21 protein-coding genes and 4 tRNA genes are annotated in these 19,931 nt (G+C 52.7%); 5 read left to right on the top strand and 20 right to left on the bottom strand.

Going from position 1 to position 19,931, the window contains the following annotated elements; genetic code table 11:
• Nucleotides 1-4 precede the first annotated feature (4 nt).
• From eda to zwf, 4 genes are read right to left on the bottom strand one after another with little or no spacing between them, the layout of a single operon-like run.
• Nucleotides 5-613 (bottom strand): bifunctional 4-hydroxy-2-oxoglutarate aldolase/2-dehydro-3-deoxy-phosphogluconate aldolase, encoded by a 609-nt coding sequence (gene eda / locus HUF19_RS10715; protein ID WP_145470386.1) that lies wholly within the window; start codon nucleotides 611-613, stop codon nucleotides 5-7.
• A gap of 48 nt (nucleotides 614-661) precedes the next feature.
• Entirely contained in the window at nucleotides 662-2,473 is a 1,812-nt protein-coding gene (gene edd / locus HUF19_RS10720; RefSeq protein ID WP_260996646.1) for a phosphogluconate dehydratase, read from the bottom strand.
• The gene (gene pgl / locus HUF19_RS10725; protein ID WP_260996647.1) at nucleotides 2,454-3,203 is read right to left on the bottom strand and encodes a 6-phosphogluconolactonase; all 750 of its coding nucleotides are present in this window, start codon (nucleotides 3,201-3,203) and stop codon (nucleotides 2,454-2,456) included. Before pgl ends, edd begins: the two co-directional genes overlap by 20 nt.
• A 9-nt stretch (nucleotides 3,204-3,212) precedes the next feature.
• Nucleotides 3,213-4,670: a glucose-6-phosphate dehydrogenase gene (gene zwf / locus HUF19_RS10730; protein ID WP_260996648.1), complete on the bottom strand. Its 1,458-nt coding sequence runs from the start codon at nucleotides 4,668-4,670 to the stop codon at nucleotides 3,213-3,215.
• Between the two features lie 356 nt (nucleotides 4,671-5,026).
• Between zwf and HUF19_RS10735 the strand changes: the two genes are divergently transcribed.
• From HUF19_RS10735 to HUF19_RS10745, 3 genes are all read left to right on the top strand, one after another.
• A tRNA-Asn gene (locus tag HUF19_RS10735) sits at nucleotides 5,027-5,102 on the top strand.
• A gap of 9 nt (nucleotides 5,103-5,111) precedes the next feature.
• Nucleotides 5,112-5,188, top strand: a tRNA-Pro gene (locus tag HUF19_RS10740).
• An 87-nt stretch (nucleotides 5,189-5,275) separates the two neighbouring features.
• Nucleotides 5,276-5,503 (top strand): hypothetical protein, encoded by a 228-nt coding sequence (locus HUF19_RS10745; RefSeq protein WP_260996649.1) that lies wholly within the window; start codon nucleotides 5,276-5,278, stop codon nucleotides 5,501-5,503.
• Between the two features lie 97 nt (nucleotides 5,504-5,600).
• Here HUF19_RS10745 and bamJ read toward each other — a convergent pair whose 3' ends face one another.
• Together bamJ and HUF19_RS10755 are read right to left on the bottom strand one after the other, a co-directional pair.
• A complete protein-coding gene (gene bamJ, locus HUF19_RS10750; RefSeq protein ID WP_260996650.1) occupies nucleotides 5,601-6,293 on the bottom strand; it encodes a BamJ family beta-barrel-assembly machinery protein in 693 nt (230 codons plus the stop codon).
• Between the two features lie 118 nt (nucleotides 6,294-6,411).
• Nucleotides 6,412-6,612 (bottom strand): hypothetical protein, encoded by a 201-nt coding sequence (locus tag HUF19_RS10755; protein ID WP_260996651.1) that lies wholly within the window; start codon nucleotides 6,610-6,612, stop codon nucleotides 6,412-6,414.
• A 164-nt stretch (nucleotides 6,613-6,776) separates the two neighbouring features.
• On the opposite strand from HUF19_RS10755, the gene HUF19_RS10760 reads away from it, so the two are divergent.
• Nucleotides 6,777-7,613 (top strand): hypothetical protein, encoded by an 837-nt coding sequence (locus HUF19_RS10760; RefSeq protein WP_260996652.1) that lies wholly within the window; start codon nucleotides 6,777-6,779, stop codon nucleotides 7,611-7,613.
• Nucleotides 7,614-7,703: 90 nt separating this feature from the next.
• Here the strand turns inward: HUF19_RS10760 and HUF19_RS10765 are convergent, their stop codons facing one another.
• The 7 genes from HUF19_RS10765 to HUF19_RS10795 form a co-directional block, all read right to left on the bottom strand.
• Nucleotides 7,704-8,456, bottom strand: a complete 753-nt coding sequence (locus HUF19_RS10765) for a TIGR04219 family outer membrane beta-barrel protein (protein ID WP_260996653.1) — start codon at nucleotides 8,454-8,456, stop codon at nucleotides 7,704-7,706.
• Nucleotides 8,457-8,689: 233 nt separating this feature from the next.
• The gene (gene purC / locus HUF19_RS10770; RefSeq protein ID WP_145470372.1) at nucleotides 8,690-9,400 is read right to left on the bottom strand and encodes a phosphoribosylaminoimidazolesuccinocarboxamide synthase; all 711 of its coding nucleotides are present in this window, start codon (nucleotides 9,398-9,400) and stop codon (nucleotides 8,690-8,692) included.
• A 48-nt stretch (nucleotides 9,401-9,448) separates the two neighbouring features.
• Nucleotides 9,449-10,210: an MBL fold metallo-hydrolase gene (locus HUF19_RS10775; RefSeq protein WP_260996654.1), complete on the bottom strand. Its 762-nt coding sequence runs from the start codon at nucleotides 10,208-10,210 to the stop codon at nucleotides 9,449-9,451.
• Nucleotides 10,207-10,857 carry an NlpB/DapX family lipoprotein gene (bamC, locus tag HUF19_RS10780; RefSeq protein WP_260996655.1) on the bottom strand — a complete coding sequence of 217 codons (651 nt, stop codon included), beginning with the start codon at nucleotides 10,855-10,857 and terminating at the stop codon, nucleotides 10,207-10,209. The genes HUF19_RS10775 and bamC overlap by 4 nt, the downstream gene beginning before the upstream one ends.
• A gap of 13 nt (nucleotides 10,858-10,870) precedes the next feature.
• Complete coding sequence (dapA, locus tag HUF19_RS10785; protein ID WP_145470366.1) at nucleotides 10,871-11,746, bottom strand: 4-hydroxy-tetrahydrodipicolinate synthase; 876 nt, start codon at nucleotides 11,744-11,746, stop codon at nucleotides 10,871-10,873.
• 84 nt (nucleotides 11,747-11,830) lie between these two features.
• The gene (locus HUF19_RS10790) at nucleotides 11,831-12,901 is read right to left on the bottom strand and encodes an AI-2E family transporter (protein ID WP_260996656.1); all 1,071 of its coding nucleotides are present in this window, start codon (nucleotides 12,899-12,901) and stop codon (nucleotides 11,831-11,833) included.
• A 4-nt stretch (nucleotides 12,902-12,905) separates the two neighbouring features.
• Nucleotides 12,906-13,148 carry a sulfurtransferase TusA family protein gene (locus tag HUF19_RS10795; RefSeq protein WP_260996657.1) on the bottom strand — a complete coding sequence of 81 codons (243 nt, stop codon included), beginning with the start codon at nucleotides 13,146-13,148 and terminating at the stop codon, nucleotides 12,906-12,908.
• 158 nt (nucleotides 13,149-13,306) lie between these two features.
• Here HUF19_RS10795 and HUF19_RS10800 point away from each other — a divergent pair, with 158 nt between their 5' ends.
• Entirely contained in the window at nucleotides 13,307-14,767 is a 1,461-nt protein-coding gene (locus tag HUF19_RS10800) for a M48 family metalloprotease (protein ID WP_260996658.1), read from the top strand.
• 101 nt (nucleotides 14,768-14,868) lie between these two features.
• Here the strand turns inward: HUF19_RS10800 and nadA are convergent, their stop codons facing one another.
• The 7 genes from nadA to tolA all read right to left on the bottom strand — a co-directional run bounded on the left by nadA (nucleotide 14,869) and on the right by tolA (nucleotide 19,931).
• On the bottom strand, nucleotides 14,869-15,903 hold the full coding sequence (gene nadA / locus HUF19_RS10805) for a quinolinate synthase NadA (protein ID WP_260996659.1): 1,035 nt from the start codon (nucleotides 15,901-15,903) through the stop codon (nucleotides 14,869-14,871).
• 161 nt (nucleotides 15,904-16,064) lie between these two features.
• Nucleotides 16,065-16,140, bottom strand: a tRNA-Lys gene (locus tag HUF19_RS10810).
• 73 nt (nucleotides 16,141-16,213) lie between these two features.
• Nucleotides 16,214-16,289: transfer RNA gene (locus HUF19_RS10815), tRNA-Lys, on the bottom strand.
• Between the two features lie 185 nt (nucleotides 16,290-16,474).
• A complete protein-coding gene (ybgF, locus tag HUF19_RS10820; RefSeq protein ID WP_260996660.1) occupies nucleotides 16,475-17,254 on the bottom strand; it encodes a tol-pal system protein YbgF in 780 nt (259 codons plus the stop codon).
• Complete coding sequence (gene pal, locus HUF19_RS10825; protein ID WP_260996661.1) at nucleotides 17,254-17,805, bottom strand: peptidoglycan-associated lipoprotein Pal; 552 nt, start codon at nucleotides 17,803-17,805, stop codon at nucleotides 17,254-17,256. Before pal ends, ybgF begins: the two co-directional genes overlap by 1 nt.
• 30 nt (nucleotides 17,806-17,835) lie before the next feature.
• Nucleotides 17,836-19,116, bottom strand: coding sequence for a Tol-Pal system beta propeller repeat protein TolB (tolB, locus tag HUF19_RS10830; RefSeq protein WP_366516505.1), 1,281 nt, complete (start codon nucleotides 19,114-19,116; stop codon nucleotides 17,836-17,838).
• Nucleotides 19,110-19,931, bottom strand: coding sequence for a cell envelope integrity protein TolA (gene tolA, locus HUF19_RS10835; RefSeq protein WP_145470350.1), 822 nt, complete (start codon nucleotides 19,929-19,931; stop codon nucleotides 19,110-19,112). Before tolA ends, tolB begins: the two co-directional genes overlap by 7 nt.

Genomic DNA, 19,931 nt, shown 5'->3' on the forward strand with positions numbered 1-19,931 from the left:
TCAGTTATCCGGCAATGGCCATGGTTGTAATGGCTTGCCAGTTTCGTGCCGAGACGGCCTCTGCCGGTGTCAGCCAGCTGCCGCCTACCGCAAAGACATTATTCAGTGCCAGATAATCCTGATAATTTTTCTGACCAATACCGCCGGTCGGGCAGAATTTCACATCGGCAAAAGGGCCTGAAAAGGCTTTCAGCATCTCGATGCCACCAGCCGCTGCAGCGGGGAAAAACTTCTGATATTTAAAGCCCGCGGCCCGCGCCTGCAACACTTCGCTCGGGGTTGCCACACCGGGCAGATAAGGGCCTCCCCAACGACGGGCACATTCCAGCAACTCCGGCGAAATGCCCGGACTGACAACGAACTCGGCGCCCCGGTTCAGTGCATCTTCCATCTGCTGTGCACTGGTTACGGTACCCACGCCGACAATAGCTCCGGGAACTTCATGCTTTATCCGCGTAATGGCTTCCAGCCCATGACGGGTACGCAGGGTAATTTCCAGCAGACGCACACCGCCCTGCACCAGCGCCTGCGCCATCGGCACCGCGTCTTCCGGGTCTTCAATCACCATCACCGGCACCAGAGGCTTGGCGCGGTCTAACCATAAATCCCACATCACGATTCTCCTTAAACGTACCCTGAATGCTCAGACGAGTGTTCTGTTTTAATCCCAGCCGACAGACAACGCGCCCTGATCGGCCGGAGTGACTAATTTGCGCAAGCCGGCGAATAACTCGCGACCAACCCCGGTCGCCGACAACACGGGCGGCTCCTGGGCCGGACGCTGAGCAAAACCTTCGGCCAACACCGTCAGCTCACCATGATGGCCGTCGAGGCGAATCACATCACCATCCTGAACCCGATCCAGCCAGCCGCCGGCATAAGCTTCGGGGCAGACATGAATGGCCGCCGGAACCTTACCGGAAGCACCGGATAAGCGACCATCGGTCACCAGCGCCACACGGTAGCCGGCGTCCTGCAGATTGGTCAGCGCCGGTGTCAGCTGATGCAGCTCCGGCATACCATTGGCTTTTGGCCCCTGATACTTCAGTACCACCACCACATCGCAGTTGAGTTCACCATTATGGTAAGCGGTAAGCACCGCTTCCTGGGTTGTGAATACCCGCGCCGGGGCTTCGACCTGCCAGCGGTCATCCGGCACCGCAGAGACTTTCATAATCGCCCGCCCCAGATTGCCCTGCAGTAATTTCATGCCGCCTTCGCGCATAAAAGGCGCGTGAGCCGGTGCCAGTACCGATAAATCGAGACTCTCAGCCACCGCCGGACGCCAGCCCAGTGTGCCCTCTGAATTCAGATACGGCTCTTTGAAATACGGCTCCAGGCCATCGCCCATAATGGTTTTAACATCGGTATGCAGCAGCCCGGCGGAAGCCAGTTCGCGCATTAAATAGGCCATACCACCACTTTGCTGAAAGGCGTTGATATCGGCCTTGCCATTGGGATAAACCCGCGTCAGCAGCGGTACGACATCGGACAGATCGGCCATATCCTGCCAGTCGATAATCACTCCGGCCATACGTCCGATCGCCGGTAAATGAATGCTGTGATTGGTCGAACCACCGGTCGCCAGCAGCCCCACCATGGCATTCACCAGCGTGCGTTCATCGACCATTTGTCCCAGTGGCATAAAGTCTGGCGCCAGAGCAGTAAGCTCGCTGACACGCTGGGCTGCGGCAGCGGTTAACGGCGCCCGCAACGGATCATTCGGATTAATAAACGATGACCCAGGTAACTGCAGGCCCATGATTTCCATCAGCATCTGATTGGAATTGGCTGTGCCATAAAAGGTGCAGGTGCCGGCACTGTGATACGACGCCATCTCACTCTGCAGCAGCTCATCGCGGCCGACCTCTCCGGCAGCATAAGCCTGCCGGACTTTGGCTTTATCGTTGTTACTGATACCGCTGGGCATGGGGCCTGCCGGTACAAACACCGCCGGCAGATGACCAAAGCGCAGAGCAGCCATCAATAACCCCGGCACAATTTTGTCGCAGATGCCGAGCAGCAGCATGCCGTCAAACACCTGATGTGACATCGCCACCGCCGTACTCAGCGCAATCACATCACGGCTGAATAACGACAACTCCATTCCTGTTTGCCCCTGAGTGACACCATCGCACATCGCCGGCACACCACCGGCCATCTGTCCGACATGCCCACTGGCCGCCAGTGCTTTTTTCAGTTGCTGCGGGTAATCGCGATATGGCGCATGAGCCGACAGCACATCGTTATACGCACTGATGATGGCAATATTGGCGGCACGGTGATTCTGCTTCAGGATCAGTTTTTCAGCATCTGGGGACGCCGCATAATCATGGGCCAGATTGGTACAGCTCAGCTGTTCGCGCACAGGCCCCTGCGCTACGGCCTGTTCTGTTTGTGCCAGATAAGCAGCGCGGGTGGCTTTGCTGCGCTGGCGGATGCGTTCGGTAACATCAAGCAGTAAGGGGTGCATCAGGCTCTCCGTGTAAATTTTCCCGGCGATAAACGCTCAGGCCGACCTGTGACTGAAACAAAACCCGGCGCACCGGCATGGCCGCGGTGTTGCCTGCTTCAGCGGTATCGCAGGCGAGACTGAACACGCGGTTTTTATCGTCACCGTCAAATAACAAAAACAGATGGCGGCAGTTCGCCAGTAAACTCCAGGTCAGGGTCATACGTGGCGGCGTGACCTGTTCGTCGCTCACCGGGCAACACCAGGCGCCGGAGTTACCATCCAGACAGCGCGGCAGTGCCTGGCTGTGTGGAAACCAGCTCGCCGTATGTCCATCGCTGCCCATACCCAGTACCGCATAATCGAGCTGATCAAGCTGCTCATGCAGGGTATTTTCACAGTCCATAAAGCCCTGCTGCGGCGACGCTGCCTTGTTTTTTAACGGCAGAAAGTAAGCCTGTGCCGCCTGATGTTGCAGCAGATGCTCACGCACCAGCGCGGCATTGCTCTGAGGATCATGCTCGTCCACCCAGCGTTCATCCACCAGCGTAATCAGAACTTTCTGCCAGTCGACCGGCTGTTGTGCCAGCTGCTGAAAAAAAGCGACCGGCGTCTTGCCACCGCTGACCGCCAGACAAGCCCGGCCACGGCGTTCAATGCAGCGCTGCAGACGCGTCGCCAGATCACCCGCCAGCTGTCTGGCCAGCGTATCACTGCTGTTAAAGCGCAGATCCTGCATTCCGTTCAACATAGGCATTCCTCAGCTGTTCTCATCCCACAGACGGCCATCTTTGGCCAGCAGCAAGGTTGCTGCAGCCGGCCCCCAGGAGCCCGAAGTATAGGGTTCCGGACGCTGCTCAGAGTCGTTCCACGCCTGCAGAATCGGATCGACCCAGCGCCATGCCTCAAGTAATTCATCATCGCGTAAAAACAGCGTGGCATTTGCACTCAGTACATCAAACAACAAACGTTCGTAGGCTTCCGGCACCCGTGTCTGCTTATGGTTGGCCGGATTCAGACTGAGATTCATCGGCCGCACATTCATGCCCGGCCCTACCCGTTTTTCGCACAACATCAGGCGGATACCTTCATCCGGCTGCAGGCGGAAGATCAGTTTGTTGGCCATGGTATTTTTATGCTGCATCGGGAAGATGGAGTGCGGAATGGCTTTAAAATGCACCACAATTTCACAGGCCCGGTCCGCCAGACGCTTACCAGTACGCAGATAAAACGGCACCCCCGCCCAGCGCCAGTTATCAATCTCAACTTTTACCGCAACAAAGGTTTCGGTCATGCTTTTGGCCTGCACACCGGGTTCATCGCGGTAGCGCGGCACCGGCTGACCATCGGATACGCCGGCATCGTACTGACCACGAACCACTTTATCGCTGACCGCTTCTGCCGTAATGGCCTTCAGGGATTTAAGTACTTTTACCTTTTCGTCACGCACCGCATCCGGTTCCAGCCGGGCCGGCGGTTCCATCGCGGTAATACAGAGTAATTGCAGCAGATGGTTCTGAAACATATCGCGCATAGCGCCGACCTGATCATAAAAACCCGCGCGTTTTTCCACGCCCAGAGATTCAGAAATGGTGATCTGAATATGATCGATGTACTTCTGATTCCACTGGGATTCAAACAGGGAATTGGCAAAGCGCAGCACCATCAGATTCTGTACCGTTTCTTTGCCCAGATAATGGTCGATACGGTAAATCTGCGATTCAGCAAAGTATTCAGCAACGGCGTTATTAATCGCCTGCGCTGAAGCAAAGTCATGACCGATGGGCTTTTCCAGCACGATTTTGCTCTGGCTGAGAATCAGACCACTGTTATGCAAGCCGCGGGCAATGCCGGTATACAGATCGGAACCGGTAGCCAGATAAAAAATACGGTTAATATCGCCGGGCATCAGCGCGCCGGCCAACAGGCTGTACTGGGCCTCATCGCTGAGATCTACCGTCAGACAGTGCAGACGCTCACTGAAGCTCTGCCAGCTGCTTTCTTCCAGATATTCGGTTGCGACATGCCGTTTAAGTGCCGCGCGGACCATCTCGGCAAAATCGGTGGCACTGATGTCGCGCCGGGTAGTCGAATAAATACGCCCGGCCGGCAGACGCCCGTCACGATGCAGCAGATACAACGCCGGCAGCAGCTTGCGTTGCGCCAGATCCCCCAGGCCACCAAACAGAATCAGCTCGAATGGAGCATTGATATGCATCCGCTATCTCCTTTGCAAAGAAATCAGGGCTTTCCTGTCACTCGTTAACATCTCATCAAGTGTGGCAGAACACCACTGCCTGATGCACATTCCGCACCCACAGTTTGTCTGAGTCGTAGCAACCAACCATAATCTGGACAAAGTGTGACATGAATTGCCTTGCCCGCGCGGCATCTTCGGCCGCTTTGTCCGCTGACAACCATACGCCGCCGAACCTCCCCTTAATCCACTTTAGCCGGGCTGCGCAGACAGAATGCCGCTGATGGTAAAATCTTCGCTAGTTTTTTGTTTTTATTGAAAAAAGGTGTTGACGAACAACAGGCCTCTCCGTAATATACGCCTCGCTGTTACGAAGTTCCCCGATAGCTCAGTCGGTAGAGCAGTAGACTGTTAATCTATTGGTCGTTGGTTCAAGTCCAACTCGGGGAGCCAAACAGCATTCGGGGTATAGCGCAGTCTGGTAGCGCGCCTGCTTTGGGAGCAGGATGTCGGGAGTTCGAATCTCTCTACCCCGACCATATTTACACTTTTAACACTTCCTTCTTTTCTTCTTCATACTTTTCCATTAGCTTGTTTACTATTCATGTTAACTTGCGGGAATTGCTGTGAATTCTGTTGCTCAATCTGCCCATTATCCGGTCACCTGCCCTGCCTGCAACACCATCAATGCCAAACGTGCAGCCGAACTCCTTCAGAACAAAAGCCTTAATTGCCGCAAATGTGAACACACCATCGCCATGAACGAAAATCAGCTGAACAGCCTGCGCCGCACACTGGCCGATATGGCCAACTATCTGAGAGAAGGGCAAACACCGGCGACACACACCGATTAATACACAGGGCAGCCAATAGAAATAAAGAAGAGAAGGACGAGCGGAGAAAAACAGAAAAGCAGGTGCGGCATATACCGCACCTTACAACTGGCGTTAATTACTTAACGATATCCAGCAGCTCAACCTCAAACACCAGAGCGGAGTTTGCAGGAATACGCGGGCTTGGGCTACGTGCGCCGTAAGCCAGTTCAGCAGGAATATACAGCTTCCACTTATCACCCACTTTCATCATCTGCAGCGCTTCTACCCAACCACGGATAACACCGGTAACCGGGAATTGTGCAGGCTCACCACGCTCAACAGAACTGTCAAATACAGTACCGTCAATCAGAGTGCCATGATAATGCACACGCACAGTATCAGAAGCTTCCGGCACTGGCTGGCCATCGGCCGCAGCAACCATAACTTCATACTGCAGACCAGATTCAGTCACAGTCACATCTTTACGCTTGGCATTTTCAGCCAGGAAATCCTGACCCGCTTTAGCAGCAGCATCATTCAGTGCTTCCTGCTTCATGGTTTGCTCTTCACGGATTTTATCGAAAGCGGCTTTAATCACATCTTCACCGATGCGCGGCTCAGCATTTGCCAGAGCATCTTTGATGCCTGCAGCAATCGCATCGGCATTCATGTCGACTTCTTCGCGAGACAACTGACGACCAATATTAAGACCAACGCCATAGCTCGCCTGATCAACATGATTTTCTAACTTCACAGAGTCCTCCTGACCGCAACCGGCCAACAACAAAGCACCCAGAATGACCGCAGGTGCTGATTTAATCAGATTCATGAAAATTCCTTGCATGAGTTATCCAAGAGGCCAGTACACTACTACAAGCCCGTAGCAATTCCTATGACAGCAAAAGCAATACGAAGTTTTTCCGCCCAAACAGAGAATCAAACCACATTCAGCAGGCAAAATTACCGTTTTTAGCCCGCTGCTCGCATTCCCGCTTGATGTTTTTGCAGACCTGAATTTCAGCCTGAGACAGACCGGTTGCCATCTGACAACGATAATGGCGCTGGCGCAGTTCAGAATCCGGTATATTCCCCAACCCCTCACTGCAGCCCAACAAACTCAGAAACAACACACAGAAAAGAACTTTCACAGCATTATCCAAATGCACATTTTGGCAAAGATTCGCACAGCATCACACCAGTGTCCAGCCACATGCCGCACATCAGCAATAACCTGATTTCCTTTCTGTAACACAATCAGGATAAAAGCAGGATATAATCCGCCACAAATGAGAAAAATAAAGGAGATACCACCATGCGGATGCTGATTATTCTGGCCTGCATACTCACACTGCAAGCCTGCTCCGGCCCTTCTAAAGAAGAACTGCGGCGCATGCAACTGCTGGAAGCACAGCGCGCAGAACAAGCCGCCCTCGCCGCTCAGAAAGAAGCTCAGGAACGTGAAATCCGCACCCGCCAGCGCCTCTCCGACGCACGCACAGCATGGCAAAAGAAAACCAAACTGAGTTCATCTCAGATTGACAACCTGTTTGGCCAAAATCCTGCAGCCGCCTTGTCATCCGATAAAATCTATTATGTTCAGTTCGATCTGCAGCCGGCCAAATATAACTACGGCCAGAATAAGCAGAGCTTCACCATTGTTGGTATGCGTAATCTGCCAAACAGCGCCGTTTACGGGCCATTATTTCCCGATGAAAAAGCCCAGTATCAGCCAGGGCAGCTGGCCAAATCGGTACTGGAATTTGCACTGAAAGAAGAAACCGAAATTAACCGCATTGGCCAGGAAGTATTACGCGATCGCGGACAGCGCTGGGTAGCCGCAACTCTGAATTTTAAAAGCTACGACTCTCTGGTTAATCAGAACAACACCAGCAAGTGGTACTGGGAACCGGGCCTGTTTGACGACCTGTCCTGGAATATCACACCGGAAGCCGCCTACCCTTACACCTCAGAACGCACCCTGACCCTGCAACTTGGCCTGCGCTTCTGCCTGCTGACCGACCGCTGCTACCTTGATTCCGATTACCGCAAACACCCGACCCATGCAGTACGCGCTGAAGTAATGAGCGTTTTGATCGCCAGCCATAAGAATGGTGACATTCTGGCCGAATTTATCCGTGAAAAAGAATAAGTACGCAGAACAGCAAAACGATGTATAAAAAAAGCGGCCATAAGGCCGCTTTTTTTATGCTGACATATCAGCTCTTATCAGAAGCACTTATCAGAAACCCAGTGCCAGAGAAGCACCAAAGTAAGCACCGGACACATCGAAATCGGTATCGATGTCAGCCAGGTCTTTATCGGCTTTCAGGTTAATGCTGCGGTAACCGGCTTCCAGACCGATATCCACAACCGGTACCGGCAGATCGTAACCGATGCCGTAGCTGATATCGCTCAGCTTATTACCGCCCATACCGATGTAGTTAATATCGGCTGACGCATACAGGCCAAATGGGCTGTCGATTTTTACTTCACCGTAAACCAGCGGCATCACGAAATCGAGATCAACACTTTCATTAACACTGGTGGTTTTTCCGCTGACTTCTGCAACGCCATCAAACTGACGGGCAGTCAGACCAAAATTCACATCAACAAAAGGTACCGGCAGCGGCAGGCCCCAGTACAGGGTCAGATCAGAGTGGCTCAGATCCAGTTTACTGCTAACGTCTTCATTAAACGTCTGATCAGCAAACTGGGCGTTAATATTACCGTCACCTTCCAATTCCAGTGAGGTCTGCTTCAGCTTCAGGTTCGGAATAAACGGCAGCGGGTGTTCGAAGAACACAGTCAGCTGCTGACCGTTGTCAGAGTCGAGATTCAGGCCGTCTTTTTCAACCGAAACGCCTTCATCAATCTGGCCACCGGCTTCAGCATTCCAGACACTGGCTTTGGCACCGACGGTAAAAAGTAAATCAGCTTGTGCGGCCACCGGCGTCATTGCCAGCAGAAACGCAGCGATTGCAGTCTTTTTCATGGAGATATTCCCGTTCTTATGATTTATCCAGTCAACCGTCAGTGCGGCCGAGTACGGCTAGTTTGCCCGCAAATGGCGCGATTGCCAATTATTTGCGCTACAAGCAGGAAATACTTCACAAACAGAAGAGAAAAGCGGAAAAAGGAGAGAAAAGAGGGAATAAAAATAAAAGAAGTGAATACTCTGCGCCAGCAGCAGCGACACAGAGTATATACCAGAGGTTTACCCGCTGATCAGAAGGTTACGCCGATACGACGGCCCACTTCTTCATAGGCTTCAACCACACCGCCCAGCCCCTGACGGAAACGGTCTTTATCCAGCTTCTCACGGGAGTCTTTATCCCACAGGCGGCAGCCGTCTGGTGAGAACTCGTCACCCAGCACCACTTCACCTTTAAACAGGCCGAATTCCAGCTTGGAATCAACCAGCAGCAGACCACCTTCAAGGAAAATCTGCTTCAGCACATCGTTCACTTTAAAGGTCAGCTCTTTCATGCGCGCCAGATGCTGGTCTTCGACCCAGCCAAAAGAACGGGCGTGGTATTCATTGACCATAGGGTCGCCCAGCGCATCGTTTTTCAGAAACAGTTCAAAGGTTGGCGGAACCAGATCGATACCTTCTTCCACACCCAGACGACGGCACAGAGAACCTGCGGCGATATTACGCACCACACACTCCAGCGGAATCATATCCAGACGCTTAACCAGCGCATCGGTATCCGACAACAGACGTTCAAAGTGCGTCGGAATACCCGCCTCAGCCAGCTTGGTCATGATGTAGGCGTTGAACTTATTGTTCACCATACCTTTACGGTCCAGCTGCTCGACCTTCTTGCCATCGAAAGCGGAAGTATCGTTGCGGAACTCCAGCACCATGTAGTCCGGATCGTCAGTGGTATACACAGACTTCGCCTTACCTGAGTAGAGTAATTCACGCTTTTCCATGGGGTTCTCCGAGGATGATCTTAAATTGTGGATCTTAAAAACCGGTTACTAAAGCTGCCGCCAGTCGGATACCTGATCCTGCTGCAGCAAAGATACTTCATGCGGCGCGCACTGCAGCGCCTGTGACAGTGTCTGACAAACCAGAGCACGGTCGTTATTTTTTTCACTGATATGGCCTGCGGTTACATGCTGTAGTCCGTCCCACTGCACGCGACTGATCAGCTCAGCACACTGCTGATTACTCAGATGACCGAAATTACCAGCCACTCTGGCGCGCAGACTGGGTGGATAAGGACCATTCTGCAACATCAGCGGGTCGTGATTGGCTTCAATCTGCAAGGCATGGCAGCGCTGATAAACATTCACAATATGCGGTGTTAGCGAACCCAGATCCGACAATACACCAAGACGTTTTTCCGCACTGTTTTCCAGTACAAACTGCAGCGGTTCTTCCGCATCGTGGGGAACCACAACCGGCAACACCGCCAGACCACCTACACTGGTTACCTGATCTGAGCTGATGCAACGCCAGAGCGGATGTTCCGTCCATTCCATTTTGCGCGCGGTACCAAAGGATGCATAAAACGGAATATTCAGCGTTTCACATAACGCTGCCACGCCCTTGGCATGATCACTGTGCTCATGGGTAACAAACACACCATCCAGCTGGCGCGGATCAATGCCTGACTCCTGCAGACGCAGCAGAATGTTTTTACGGTTAAAGCCGCAGTCAATCAGCACTCCACGGTCATTTTGCAAAACAATGGTGGCATTGCCGCGACTGCCACTGCCCAAAGATGCGTATCTCACTTTTCCAGCTGGGCTTTAATCTCGTTCAGCACATCAGCCGTTATGGCTTCGCCGGCCAGATTATCAGCATCAGTCAACAGTGACAGATACACCCCCTGACGGGCACGGTTCATCTTCAGCAGATAGGTTTCGGTCACGATATTGTCATTACCCCAGAAGCGATCCCACCAGCTCAGCTGCACGGCATCATTACGGGTTTTCATTTCCAGATAATAAGTACCGGTACTGCGGTTAAGGTCGGTCAGCTTCAGATCTGAAGCACTCAGAGCTTCCGTAACCGCCGCCCAGGCACTGGCAAAACCACCGTCCATACGCAGAATCTGAGTGCCGGCGCCATCTTTATCCAGACGCGGATTCAGTGCCTCAGAACGGTATTCATTCAGCGAGGCAACACCATCGGCCTCTTCATCTTCCGCAATATAACGCTGCGGCTGCGGGGTCTCGAATGAAGACGGTTTGTCCGGTGTCACCGGTAAAGCCGGGATGGCATAGGCATCAGATGTTACCAGACGGATGTCCTGCTCCGTGCGGGTTGGCGCCTGCTCTTCTGCATCCAGATAATCCATCGCACGATCGCGGAAAGTATCACCGAACATCCAGCTGCAACCGGACAGCATAACAACGGCTGGCAACAATAAAATACGCATGCAATCGCCTGCTTTAAATGAGTTCAAGAGCGGCCAGAGACAGCTCGACTTTTGGCTTGTAACGCTCATCCAGTTCAACCAGCGGCAAACGGATACCACGACCCATCAGCCCCATTTTGTGCAGAGCCCATTTCACCGGAATCGGGTTGGCTTCACAGAACATGGCGTTGTGCAGATTCATCAGACGCTCATTCAGCGCTTTCGCTTCCGCCGCCTGACCATCCAGCGCCAGCATGCACAGCTGATGCATTAAAGCCGGTGCCACGTTGGCCGTTACCGAAATATTGCCTTTACCGCCCAGCAGGATCAGCTCATAAGCCGTAGCGTCATCACCGGAATAGACCGCCATACGGTCTCCTACCAGTTCAATGACTTTACGCGCCCGCTCCAGATCGCCGGTCGCTTCTTTCACGGCCACAATCTGCTCAACATCCGCCAGTGCCGCAATGGTTTCCGGCAGCATGTCACAGGCGGTACGGCCTGGTACGTTGTACAGAATCTGCGGAATATCGACGGCCGCAGCAATGGCCTCGTGGTGCTTGATCAGGCCGCGCTGTGGTGGTTTGTTGTAATACGGAGTCACCAGCAGACAGGCATCGGCACCCAGGTTTTTCGCTTCCTGAGTCAGCTCAATCGCTTCTGAGGTTGAGTTGGCACCGGTGCCGGCAATGATCGGACGACGACCAGCAGTGACTTTAACCACACGCTCAATCACCGCGCAGTGCTCTTCTGTGCTCAGGGTTGCCGACTCGCCGGTTGTGCCCACGGCAACAATCGCGTCGGTGCCCTGTTTGATGTGGAACTCCACCAGTCCGTCCAGACTTTCCCAATCCACACTGCCATCAGCGTGCATAGGGGTTACCAAAGCCACAATACTGCCGGTAATCATTGAGCTCTACTCCAAAATATCCGCCCGGAACGGGCGCAGAAAAACAAAGGCGCAAGTCTACTGATGCAAGGGATTGGTGACAAGTCAGACGCAGTCACTATCGCTTACTCTGTTATCGGGCCAGGCCTGCAAAACCGCTTTAAACAGGGTTGCCAGCGGGATTGCAAAAAACACACCCCAGAATCCCCACAGCCCGCCAAACACCAGCACCGCCACAATAATCGCCACCGGATGCAGGTTGACCACTTCAGAAAACAACAACGGCACCAGCACATTGCCATCCAGTGCCTGAATAATGCCGTACACCACCATCAGCCAGATAAAGTCGTTGGTCCAGCCCCACTGCACGTAACCCACCAGAGCAATCGGAATGGTGACCACCGCAGCGCCGATATAAGGCACCAGTACCGACAAACCCACCGCAATGGCCAGCAGCGCCGCATAGTTCACGCCCAGAATCAGAAAAGCCACATAGGTGACACCACCGACGATAACAATTTCCAGCACCTTACCGCGGATATAGTTGGCAATCTGTACATCCATTTCAGACCAGATGCGGTTCAGTAATTGCCGGCGCTGCGGTAAAAATGCCGTACACCAGGAAAGAATCTGATCAGAGTCTTTCAACAGAAAGAACACCAGAATCGGCACCAGTACGCAGTAAATCAGTACCGCCATAACCCCGGTAATCCCGGTGATGGAAAAACTTACGGCAAATTGCCCGACTGACGCCAGTTCATCACCAATCTGCTTGGTCCAGACTTTCACCTGATCGACCGATACCAGATCCGGATACTGCTGTGGAAGCAGCATCAGAAGCTCCTGTCCCTTACTGGCCATACGCGGCAATTCATAAAAAAACTGCGTCAGCTGCTGCCAGGTGGCGGGCAGAATAATCAGCAACAGCAGCATCAGTACGCCAACAAACAACATAAAGACCAGTATCGTCGCACCGAGATGACCCAACCCCCGGCGCTTACAGTAATTCATTGTCCCCTGTAACAGATACGCCAGCACGATGGCTGTCAGGAACGGTGCCAGCACCTTGCCCAGCGTAATAATGACCAGCAATACCGCCGTAATAAGCAATAACAACAGCAGCGCTTCTTCATCAGAAAAATAGCGGTCAATCCAGCGCCGGAATACCTTAATCATGCCCTCAGGCTCCTTTTTTAATCCAGAACTGATAGCAACCATCGACATCGGAAGCGGCCACCAGTTCATTATTGGTCATTGCAATATATTTACGGATATCACGCCACGAACCGGCATCGGTTGCCGTCACCCACAACACCTCACCGGCCGCCAGCGTCTTCAGCGCCAGCTTGGTTTTTAACAGTGGCAACGGGCATTCCAGTCCGGATGCATCCAGAGCCTGATGATATTGGTTTGAATTAGACACAGCGCACGCCTTTTGCCAAACTGAAGCTTCATTATATACGGATGTCTGCTGATAACGCCTGCACAGGAAATTGCAGTTCGGCGACAATGATTCATCAGAACCTGCTGAACTCCTTTCCTCTGGCGGGTCTAACGCAAATCAACATCAGGAATCCGGGCTTGAATTTCCGCCTAACACGTCTCGCGCTGTTACTGCTGAGCAGCTGCGCCGCCTTCAGCACTCCAACCATTCAGGCCGCAACTGCCGACCTGCCGGATCTTGGCGACAGCGCCTCCAGCTATGTCTCGCTGCAGGAAGAACACGACCTCGGACGGGTCTGGCTGCGCCAGCTGCGCGCACAGGCAAAAACGGTAGACGATCCGCTGATCACCGAATTTCTGGAAAACCTGATTTTCCGTCTGGTGCCGCACAGCGAGGTCAAACAATCCGACTTTGAGTTTGTTGTCGTTGACCGCGCGGAATTAAATGCATTTGCCGTGCCCGGCGGCATTATCGGTATTAACTTCGGCATACTGTTACACACCCGCGACGAAGACGAACTGTCAGCCGTTCTGGCGCACGAACTGGCCCACCTGAGTCAGCGTCACTTTGCCCGCCAGATCGAAGCCGCAGAAAAACAGGAACCCATTGCTATCGCCACGCTGCTGGCGAGCATCCTGCTGATTGCCACCAACAATCCCGACGCCGGTTTTGCCGGTCTGGTTACCAGTCAGGCCGCCAGCATTCAGAGCCGTCTGGCCTATTCACGCGAATGGGAGCAGGAAGCAGACCGTATTGGCATGCGCACCCTGTCAACCGCCGGGCTCGATCCTTACGCTATGCCATCTATGTTTCAGCAGATGCTGCAGGCCAATCGTTACAGTCAGCGACCACCGGAATTCTTGCTGACCCACCCGGTCACCGAGTCCCGTGTCGCGGATGCTGCAGACCGCGCCCAGACATATCCGCGTAAACCACGACTGGCGGGGTTTGAATTCCGCGCCCTGCAGAACGAAGCCATGATCCGCTACCAGCTCAGCGCCGATAAGCGCGTGGATTACTTCACTCAACAACTGCAGATCACAGCGCGCAGCAGCGCTGAGCATGCTGCAGCACTGTACAGCCTGGCCCGCCTGGCACTGGATAATAATGACAGCAAAAGCAGCCGGGCTTATCTGAAAAAAATCATCAGTCCGTGGCGCGATCACTCTGCCGTGGTTGCCCTTAATGCCCGCAACCTGGCAGCGGAAAGTAAATATACAGAAGCCATTGAAGCCATCGATAACGCCCTGCCCTTCGATCCTCAGGATTATCTGCTGTTAAGCATCAAAGCTTCATTGCTGCGCCAGTCCAGCCAGAAAAATGAGGCCGTTGCGGTCCTCAAACACCTGAGTGAATTACGCAGCACCAATCCGGCCGTCTGGCGCATGCTGGGTGAAGCTGCAGGCGATGCCAATATGATTTTGCTGGGCCACCGCGCTAATGCTGAATATCTGTTTTATTCAGGGTACCACGCCAAAGCACTGCGACAGATGGAACTGGCTTTACAGCTGGCGAAAAAGAACCGTGATTTTCAGCAGGAAGCTGCACTGGGGCAGCGCCTGCGGGTCATGGCCAACAGCGCTGCAATTCTTCCCTGAATACATCCATAACACCTGAAATACAGACATAAAAAATGGGCCAGAAGGCCCACTTTTATTTGCTGCACCCAAACCTTATTACATTAAGGCTTAATTAAATGTCAGCCTTTATTGAAATTCAGCATGCGTTGCAGGCTGACCACCGCCCGCTGACGCAAACCTTCTTCAATCAGAATTTCCTGATCAGCATTAACCAGCACATCGCGAATGCTCTGCAGACCATTCATCGCCATCCACGGGCAATGCGCACAGCTGCGACAGGTTGCACCATTACCGGCAGTTGGCGCTTCGATAAGTAACTTATCCGGCGCAGCCTGCTGCATCTTATAAAAAATGGCCTTATCAGTAGCAACAATCAGCACCGGGTTAGGTAAGTTTTTGGCTGCCGCAATCAGCTGACTGGTCGAGCCCACAGCATCGGCCATTTTGACAACCGACTCCGGTGATTCCGGATGTACCAGAACCGCAGCCTCCGGGTGAACCTTCTTCAGATCTTCCAGCGCCTTGGCTTTAAATTCATCGTGAACAATACAGGCACTGTCCCACAGAATCATGTCAGCCCCGGTTTCACGCTGCACATAACTGCCCAGGTGCTTATCCGGTGCCCAGATCAGCTTCTGCCCCTGCTCTTTAAGATGATTAACCACATCAAGGGCAATGCTCGAGGTGACCACCCAATCCGCACGCGCTTTTACCGCCGCCGAGGTATTGGCATACACCACCACGGTGCGATCCGGGTGCTGATCACAGAACGCAGAAAACTCTTCGACCGGGCAACCGATATCCAGCGAGCAGGTTGCCTCCAGCGTCGGCATCAGAATGCGTTTTTCCGGGCTGAGAATTTTTGCGGTTTCCCCCATAAAACGTACACCAGCCACAATCAGCGTACTGGCTTTGTGGTCACGACCAAAACGGGCCATTTCCAGAGAATCAGCCACACAGCCGCCGGTTTCTTCTGCCAGCGCCTGGATTTCAGGGTCGGTGTAATAATGGGCAACCAGAGCCGCATCTTCCTGAATTAATAATTCACGGATTTCCTGCTTAAGCTCAGCGCTTTGCTCGGCCGTCAGTGGTGCAGCAGGTGCAGACCAGAAGTCACGGACAATCTGTTGTGCAGCCGGTATGGTTTCGTTCATACATCTCTCTGTCAGGCATAGATATAACGTGGCAATTTTATCACAGACAGAACACTGTCCGCTGCGTCACCCTGCGGACCAGAACCCTGCACAGAACAGATGGGGTTCCGGGAGGCAAATAAAAAGGGGAGAAAGCTTTCGCTTTCTCCCCTTTTAGGTGTTGGTGGGTCGTGCAGGATTCGAACCTGCGACCAATTGGTTAAAAGCCAACTGCTCTACCAACTGAGCTAACGACCCTTAAGTGCTGCGTATGTTACCGGGTTCTAAAAAAAAGTCAACCTTTTCAGTAACTTACCTCTTCCGTAAAAATTGGTGGGTCGTGCAGGATTCGAACCTGCGACCAATTGGTTAAAAGCCAACTGCTCTACCAACTGAGCTAACGACCCGGAAGAGGCGCATATAATACTTAATTTTCCGGAGCTGACAACCCTTTTTTCGAAAAAAGTTTCACTATCAGGGACTTAGCGTCATCCGGTGGCTACAAAAGACAGGTTACGAGCCCAGAATTCATGGGCTTTCAGGCGCGATAACAACGAATATTCAGAAAGAAAAACAGGCCTTAAAAGGCCTGTCAGGAAAGCTTTGCAAGATAGGACTTAGCCAGTCTGACCGTACCATCGGCTTTACCGGTGTACAGGTCGATGACCGTCTGCAGCCAGACTTTTGCCTGCGCCACATCGCCTTTTTTATGCAGTGTGATTCCCATTTTATAAGTCGCATCGGCTGCTTTGTCATGATCAGGATACTGGGTAACCACCTTACGGAAGCTCTCCAGGGCTTTATCCAGATCGCTCTGAACCAGATAAACCTCACCAGACCAATACAACGCATTACCTACTAACGGATCCTGCGGGTAATTTTTCACAAAATCGTTAAAGGCAACATTGGCTTCAGCGAATTTTTTCTCGCGCACCAGCGTCATGGCATTTTTATAGGCCTCAGCCGGAGATTCTTTTACCGCAGCAGGAGCAACCACAGCAGCAGGAGTACCACCAGCTAATAAGGCAGCCATACGCCGGTCAAGATCCAGGTAACGTTCCTGCTGATCCTGAGTCAGACGGCGAATCAGGTGATCCTGCTCTTCTACACGCCCACGCAGCTCAGCAATCTCCATCTGCATCTGTTCCATTTGCATGGCCATTTCAGACAACAGACCGGAGGAAGCGGCGGGTGTAACAGAAGGAGCTATAGCAGCCGGGACGTTAACGCTTGCCCGGTCGGAGGAGTCGGTCGGAGTGTTCTGAGTTGCCGGTGCGACCGCTCGGGCCGCACCAACAGATACCCACTGATCATCCGCATTGACGCTGGCCGTTACTGCAACCAGCGCAAAGGTCAGGACGACAGATTTCATTAACGGCTCTGGTATTTCACTTCAACGCGACGGTTCTTGGAGTAAGAGCCTTCATCGTGACCCATCATAACCGGACGCTCTTCACCAAAGCTCACAACTTTCAGCTGAGAACCGTTGGCACCATTAGCCATCAGGAAACGACGAACAGTCATAGAACGACGCTCACCCAGAGCCAGGTTGTATTCAACAGTACCGCGCTCATCAGCGTGGCCTTCCAGAACAACAGAAGCTGCTGGATTAGCCGCCAGGAACGCAGCGTGAGCCATCAGTGCCGCTTTGCCTTCGCTCTTCAGAGTGCTCTGATCGAAGTCAAAGTAGAATACAGTTTGTTCACGCAGCGCAGCCTGAGCTTCGTTTGCTTCTGCTTCCAGAGCTTCGCCGTTTACGCCAGCGCTTTCAACAGCATTGGTGTCTTCGGCCTGTTGTTCAGTAGCTGTTGGTGCAACAGTAGAACCTGCACCCTCATTTACGTCTCCCTTGCTTGCACAAGCAGAAATCAACATAGCGCCAAAGGCCAAACCTAAGGTTTTATACAGTGCAGTAGTTTGCATAACAGTTTTCCAGTCCGAAGTAAGTTTGAATTATTGGAAAATCGGCGACCAAGCAGGCTCCCTGACGTCACCGTATTTAGATGGTAAGCGGAACTTAACATCACCATCGACCGATACGGCCGCCAGAATGCTTCGGTTCGCCTCACTCGCAGCATAAATTACCATACTTCCATTAGGTGCAACACTAGGAGACTCATCCAATTCGGTCTCACTGGTAAGAATGTGCACTAATCCACTTTTCACGTCCTGTGAAGCGATATGAAAGCGGTTATTTGCCTTATGGACATACACCAATTTGCGGCCATCTGCGGTAATCCGGGGGCGTGCGTTATAACCACCATCAAAGGTTACGCGTACTACCTCTTTGCTGTCAGTGTCCAGTTTGTAAACCTGAGGACCACCTGCACGGCTCGAGGTAAAAAACAGATGCCGGCCATCAATATCCCATTGAGGTTCAGTATCAATTGCGTAGTGATTAGTCATGCGCTCAACTTTCCGGGTTGCCAGATCCATCACATAAATGTCTGGATTGCCGAGCTTTGACAACACAAACGCCAGCCGGGTTCCATCCGGTGAAAAAGCCGGCGCACTGTTAGAGCCGTCAAAAGCGACAATCTTTTCACGCTTACCGGTAGACAGTTCCTGGAAGAAAATTTCACTGCGGCCATTTTCAAAGGAAACATACGCCACTTTTTTTGCATCCGGCGACCAGGCCGGAGAAATAATCGGATGCTTTGAGCTGTAGATCAGCTGCTCACGTGCCCCGTCGGCGTCGGCATAATTCAGATTAAACCGGCTGCGCTCACGATTGGTGGTCACATAAATCAGCTTGGTGGAAAACACACCGGGTACACCCGTCAGCTTTTTAAAGATGTAATCGCTGATGTAATGCGCCAGGTCACGTAATTGTGATGCTTTGCCTTTTACACGGTGACGCAGAATTTCGACCTGCTGGTGCACATCCATCACATGAAACTGCACCGCATAACCATCGGCCTGCAGTTCAACCGTACCAATGACGACAAAATCCTGCTTCAGGCGCGACCAGTCAGCATAAATCACTTCACTCAGCTGATGCGGCTGGCTGATCATACTGTTGACCCCCAGCGTGCGGAAATAACCACTGCTGGCCAGATCATTGGTGACAATTGCGCTGACATCTTCCGGCAGAGCACTGCTGCCATTCCAGCTGAAAGGCACAACCGCAACCGGAATCGCGCTCTGCTTCCCCTGAGTGACTTCAATTAATAACTCGGCCTGACTCAGGCTGGCGAACAGCCACATCAGGACAATCAAACTGTGCTTTACCACGTTGCATTCTCCGGTCTGAATTTCATTAAAAAGCTGCGGAAGTTCTCTTCAAATACCCGCACATCTTTTGGTACCGGCAGTGGCGAGGCTTTATAAACGGCCTGTTCAACGGAACGGTCAAGCGCCGCATTACCACTGCCCTTGGTAATCTGAACCTGAATCACCTGCCCGGTCGGTACCAGAGTAATCCGCACTTCCACTTCCTGACTGGCCGTCACCGCCGGTGGATAGCGCCATACCGATTCCACCCGGGCTTTAATCTGATCGGTAAACTCCAGCGTCAGGGCAGCAGCACGTTCAGCCTGAATCTTGGCCTCCTGCTGTTCTTTCAATTCTGCAGCAGCTTCTTCCTGTGCCATCTGCTCCAGCAAGGCCTGCTCCTGAGCGGCTTTCTGTTTTGCCTGCTCGGCGGCTTTTTCTTTACTGGCCTTTTCTTTTGCTGCTTTGTCTTTTGCCTGCTTTTCTGCCAGTGCTTTTTCTTTTAACGCTTTTTCCTGTTCGCGTTTTTTCGCAGCAGCCTGTTTTTTCTTTTGCTCAGCTTCGCGTTTTTTCTGTTCAGCCAGTTTTTTCTTACGTTCCGCTTCCCGTTTGGCGGCAAGCTCCTGACGCTTTTTCTGTTTCTCTGCCTGTTGTTTGCGCTGCTTTTCGGCCGCACTTTCCACCTGCACGACCGTGGCCACGACATGCGGTGGCACAGGCTCAGGCACGCGGTGCTCTGTTGGCCATTCAAGCAGAAACAGCGAGGCCACCAGAATATGCAGCCCCACAGATAATACGACCGGCAGCGAGTACCGTTCCGGATTCAGCCAGCTCAT

Origin of the sequence: Thalassolituus hydrocarboniclasticus, assembly GCF_025345565.1 — a bacterium.
In the GTDB taxonomy this organism is placed as follows: Bacteria; Pseudomonadota; Gammaproteobacteria; order Pseudomonadales; family Oceanobacteraceae; genus Venatoribacter; species Venatoribacter hydrocarboniclasticus.

Coding starts and splice junctions, on each gene's coding strand:
- eda (WP_145470386.1), bottom strand. CDS start 613: ATGTGGGATTTATGGTTAGACCGCGCCAAGCCTCTGGTGCCGGTGATG.
- edd (WP_260996646.1), bottom strand. CDS start 2,473: ATGCACCCCTTACTGCTTGATGTTACCGAACGCATCCGCCAGCGCAGC.
- pgl (WP_260996647.1), bottom strand. CDS start 3,203: ATGTTGAACGGAATGCAGGATCTGCGCTTTAACAGCAGTGATACGCTG.
- zwf (WP_260996648.1), bottom strand. CDS start 4,670: ATGCATATCAATGCTCCATTCGAGCTGATTCTGTTTGGTGGCCTGGGG.
- bamJ (WP_260996650.1), bottom strand. CDS start 6,293: ATGAATCTGATTAAATCAGCACCTGCGGTCATTCTGGGTGCTTTGTTG.
- HUF19_RS10760 (WP_260996652.1), top strand. CDS start 6,777: ATGCGGATGCTGATTATTCTGGCCTGCATACTCACACTGCAAGCCTGC.
- HUF19_RS10765 (WP_260996653.1), bottom strand. CDS start 8,456: ATGAAAAAGACTGCAATCGCTGCGTTTCTGCTGGCAATGACGCCGGTG.
- purC (WP_145470372.1), bottom strand. CDS start 9,400: ATGGAAAAGCGTGAATTACTCTACTCAGGTAAGGCGAAGTCTGTGTAT.
- bamC (WP_260996655.1), bottom strand. CDS start 10,857: ATGCGTATTTTATTGTTGCCAGCCGTTGTTATGCTGTCCGGTTGCAGC.
- dapA (WP_145470366.1), bottom strand. CDS start 11,746: ATGATTACCGGCAGTATTGTGGCTTTGGTAACCCCTATGCACGCTGAT.
- HUF19_RS10790 (WP_260996656.1), bottom strand. CDS start 12,901: ATGATTAAGGTATTCCGGCGCTGGATTGACCGCTATTTTTCTGATGAA.
- nadA (WP_260996659.1), bottom strand. CDS start 15,903: ATGAACGAAACCATACCGGCTGCACAACAGATTGTCCGTGACTTCTGG.
- ybgF (WP_260996660.1), bottom strand. CDS start 17,254: ATGAAATCTGTCGTCCTGACCTTTGCGCTGGTTGCAGTAACGGCCAGC.
- pal (WP_260996661.1), bottom strand. CDS start 17,805: ATGCAAACTACTGCACTGTATAAAACCTTAGGTTTGGCCTTTGGCGCT.
- tolA (WP_145470350.1), bottom strand. CDS start 19,931: ATGAGCTGGCTGAATCCGGAACGGTACTCGCTGCCGGTCGTATTATCT.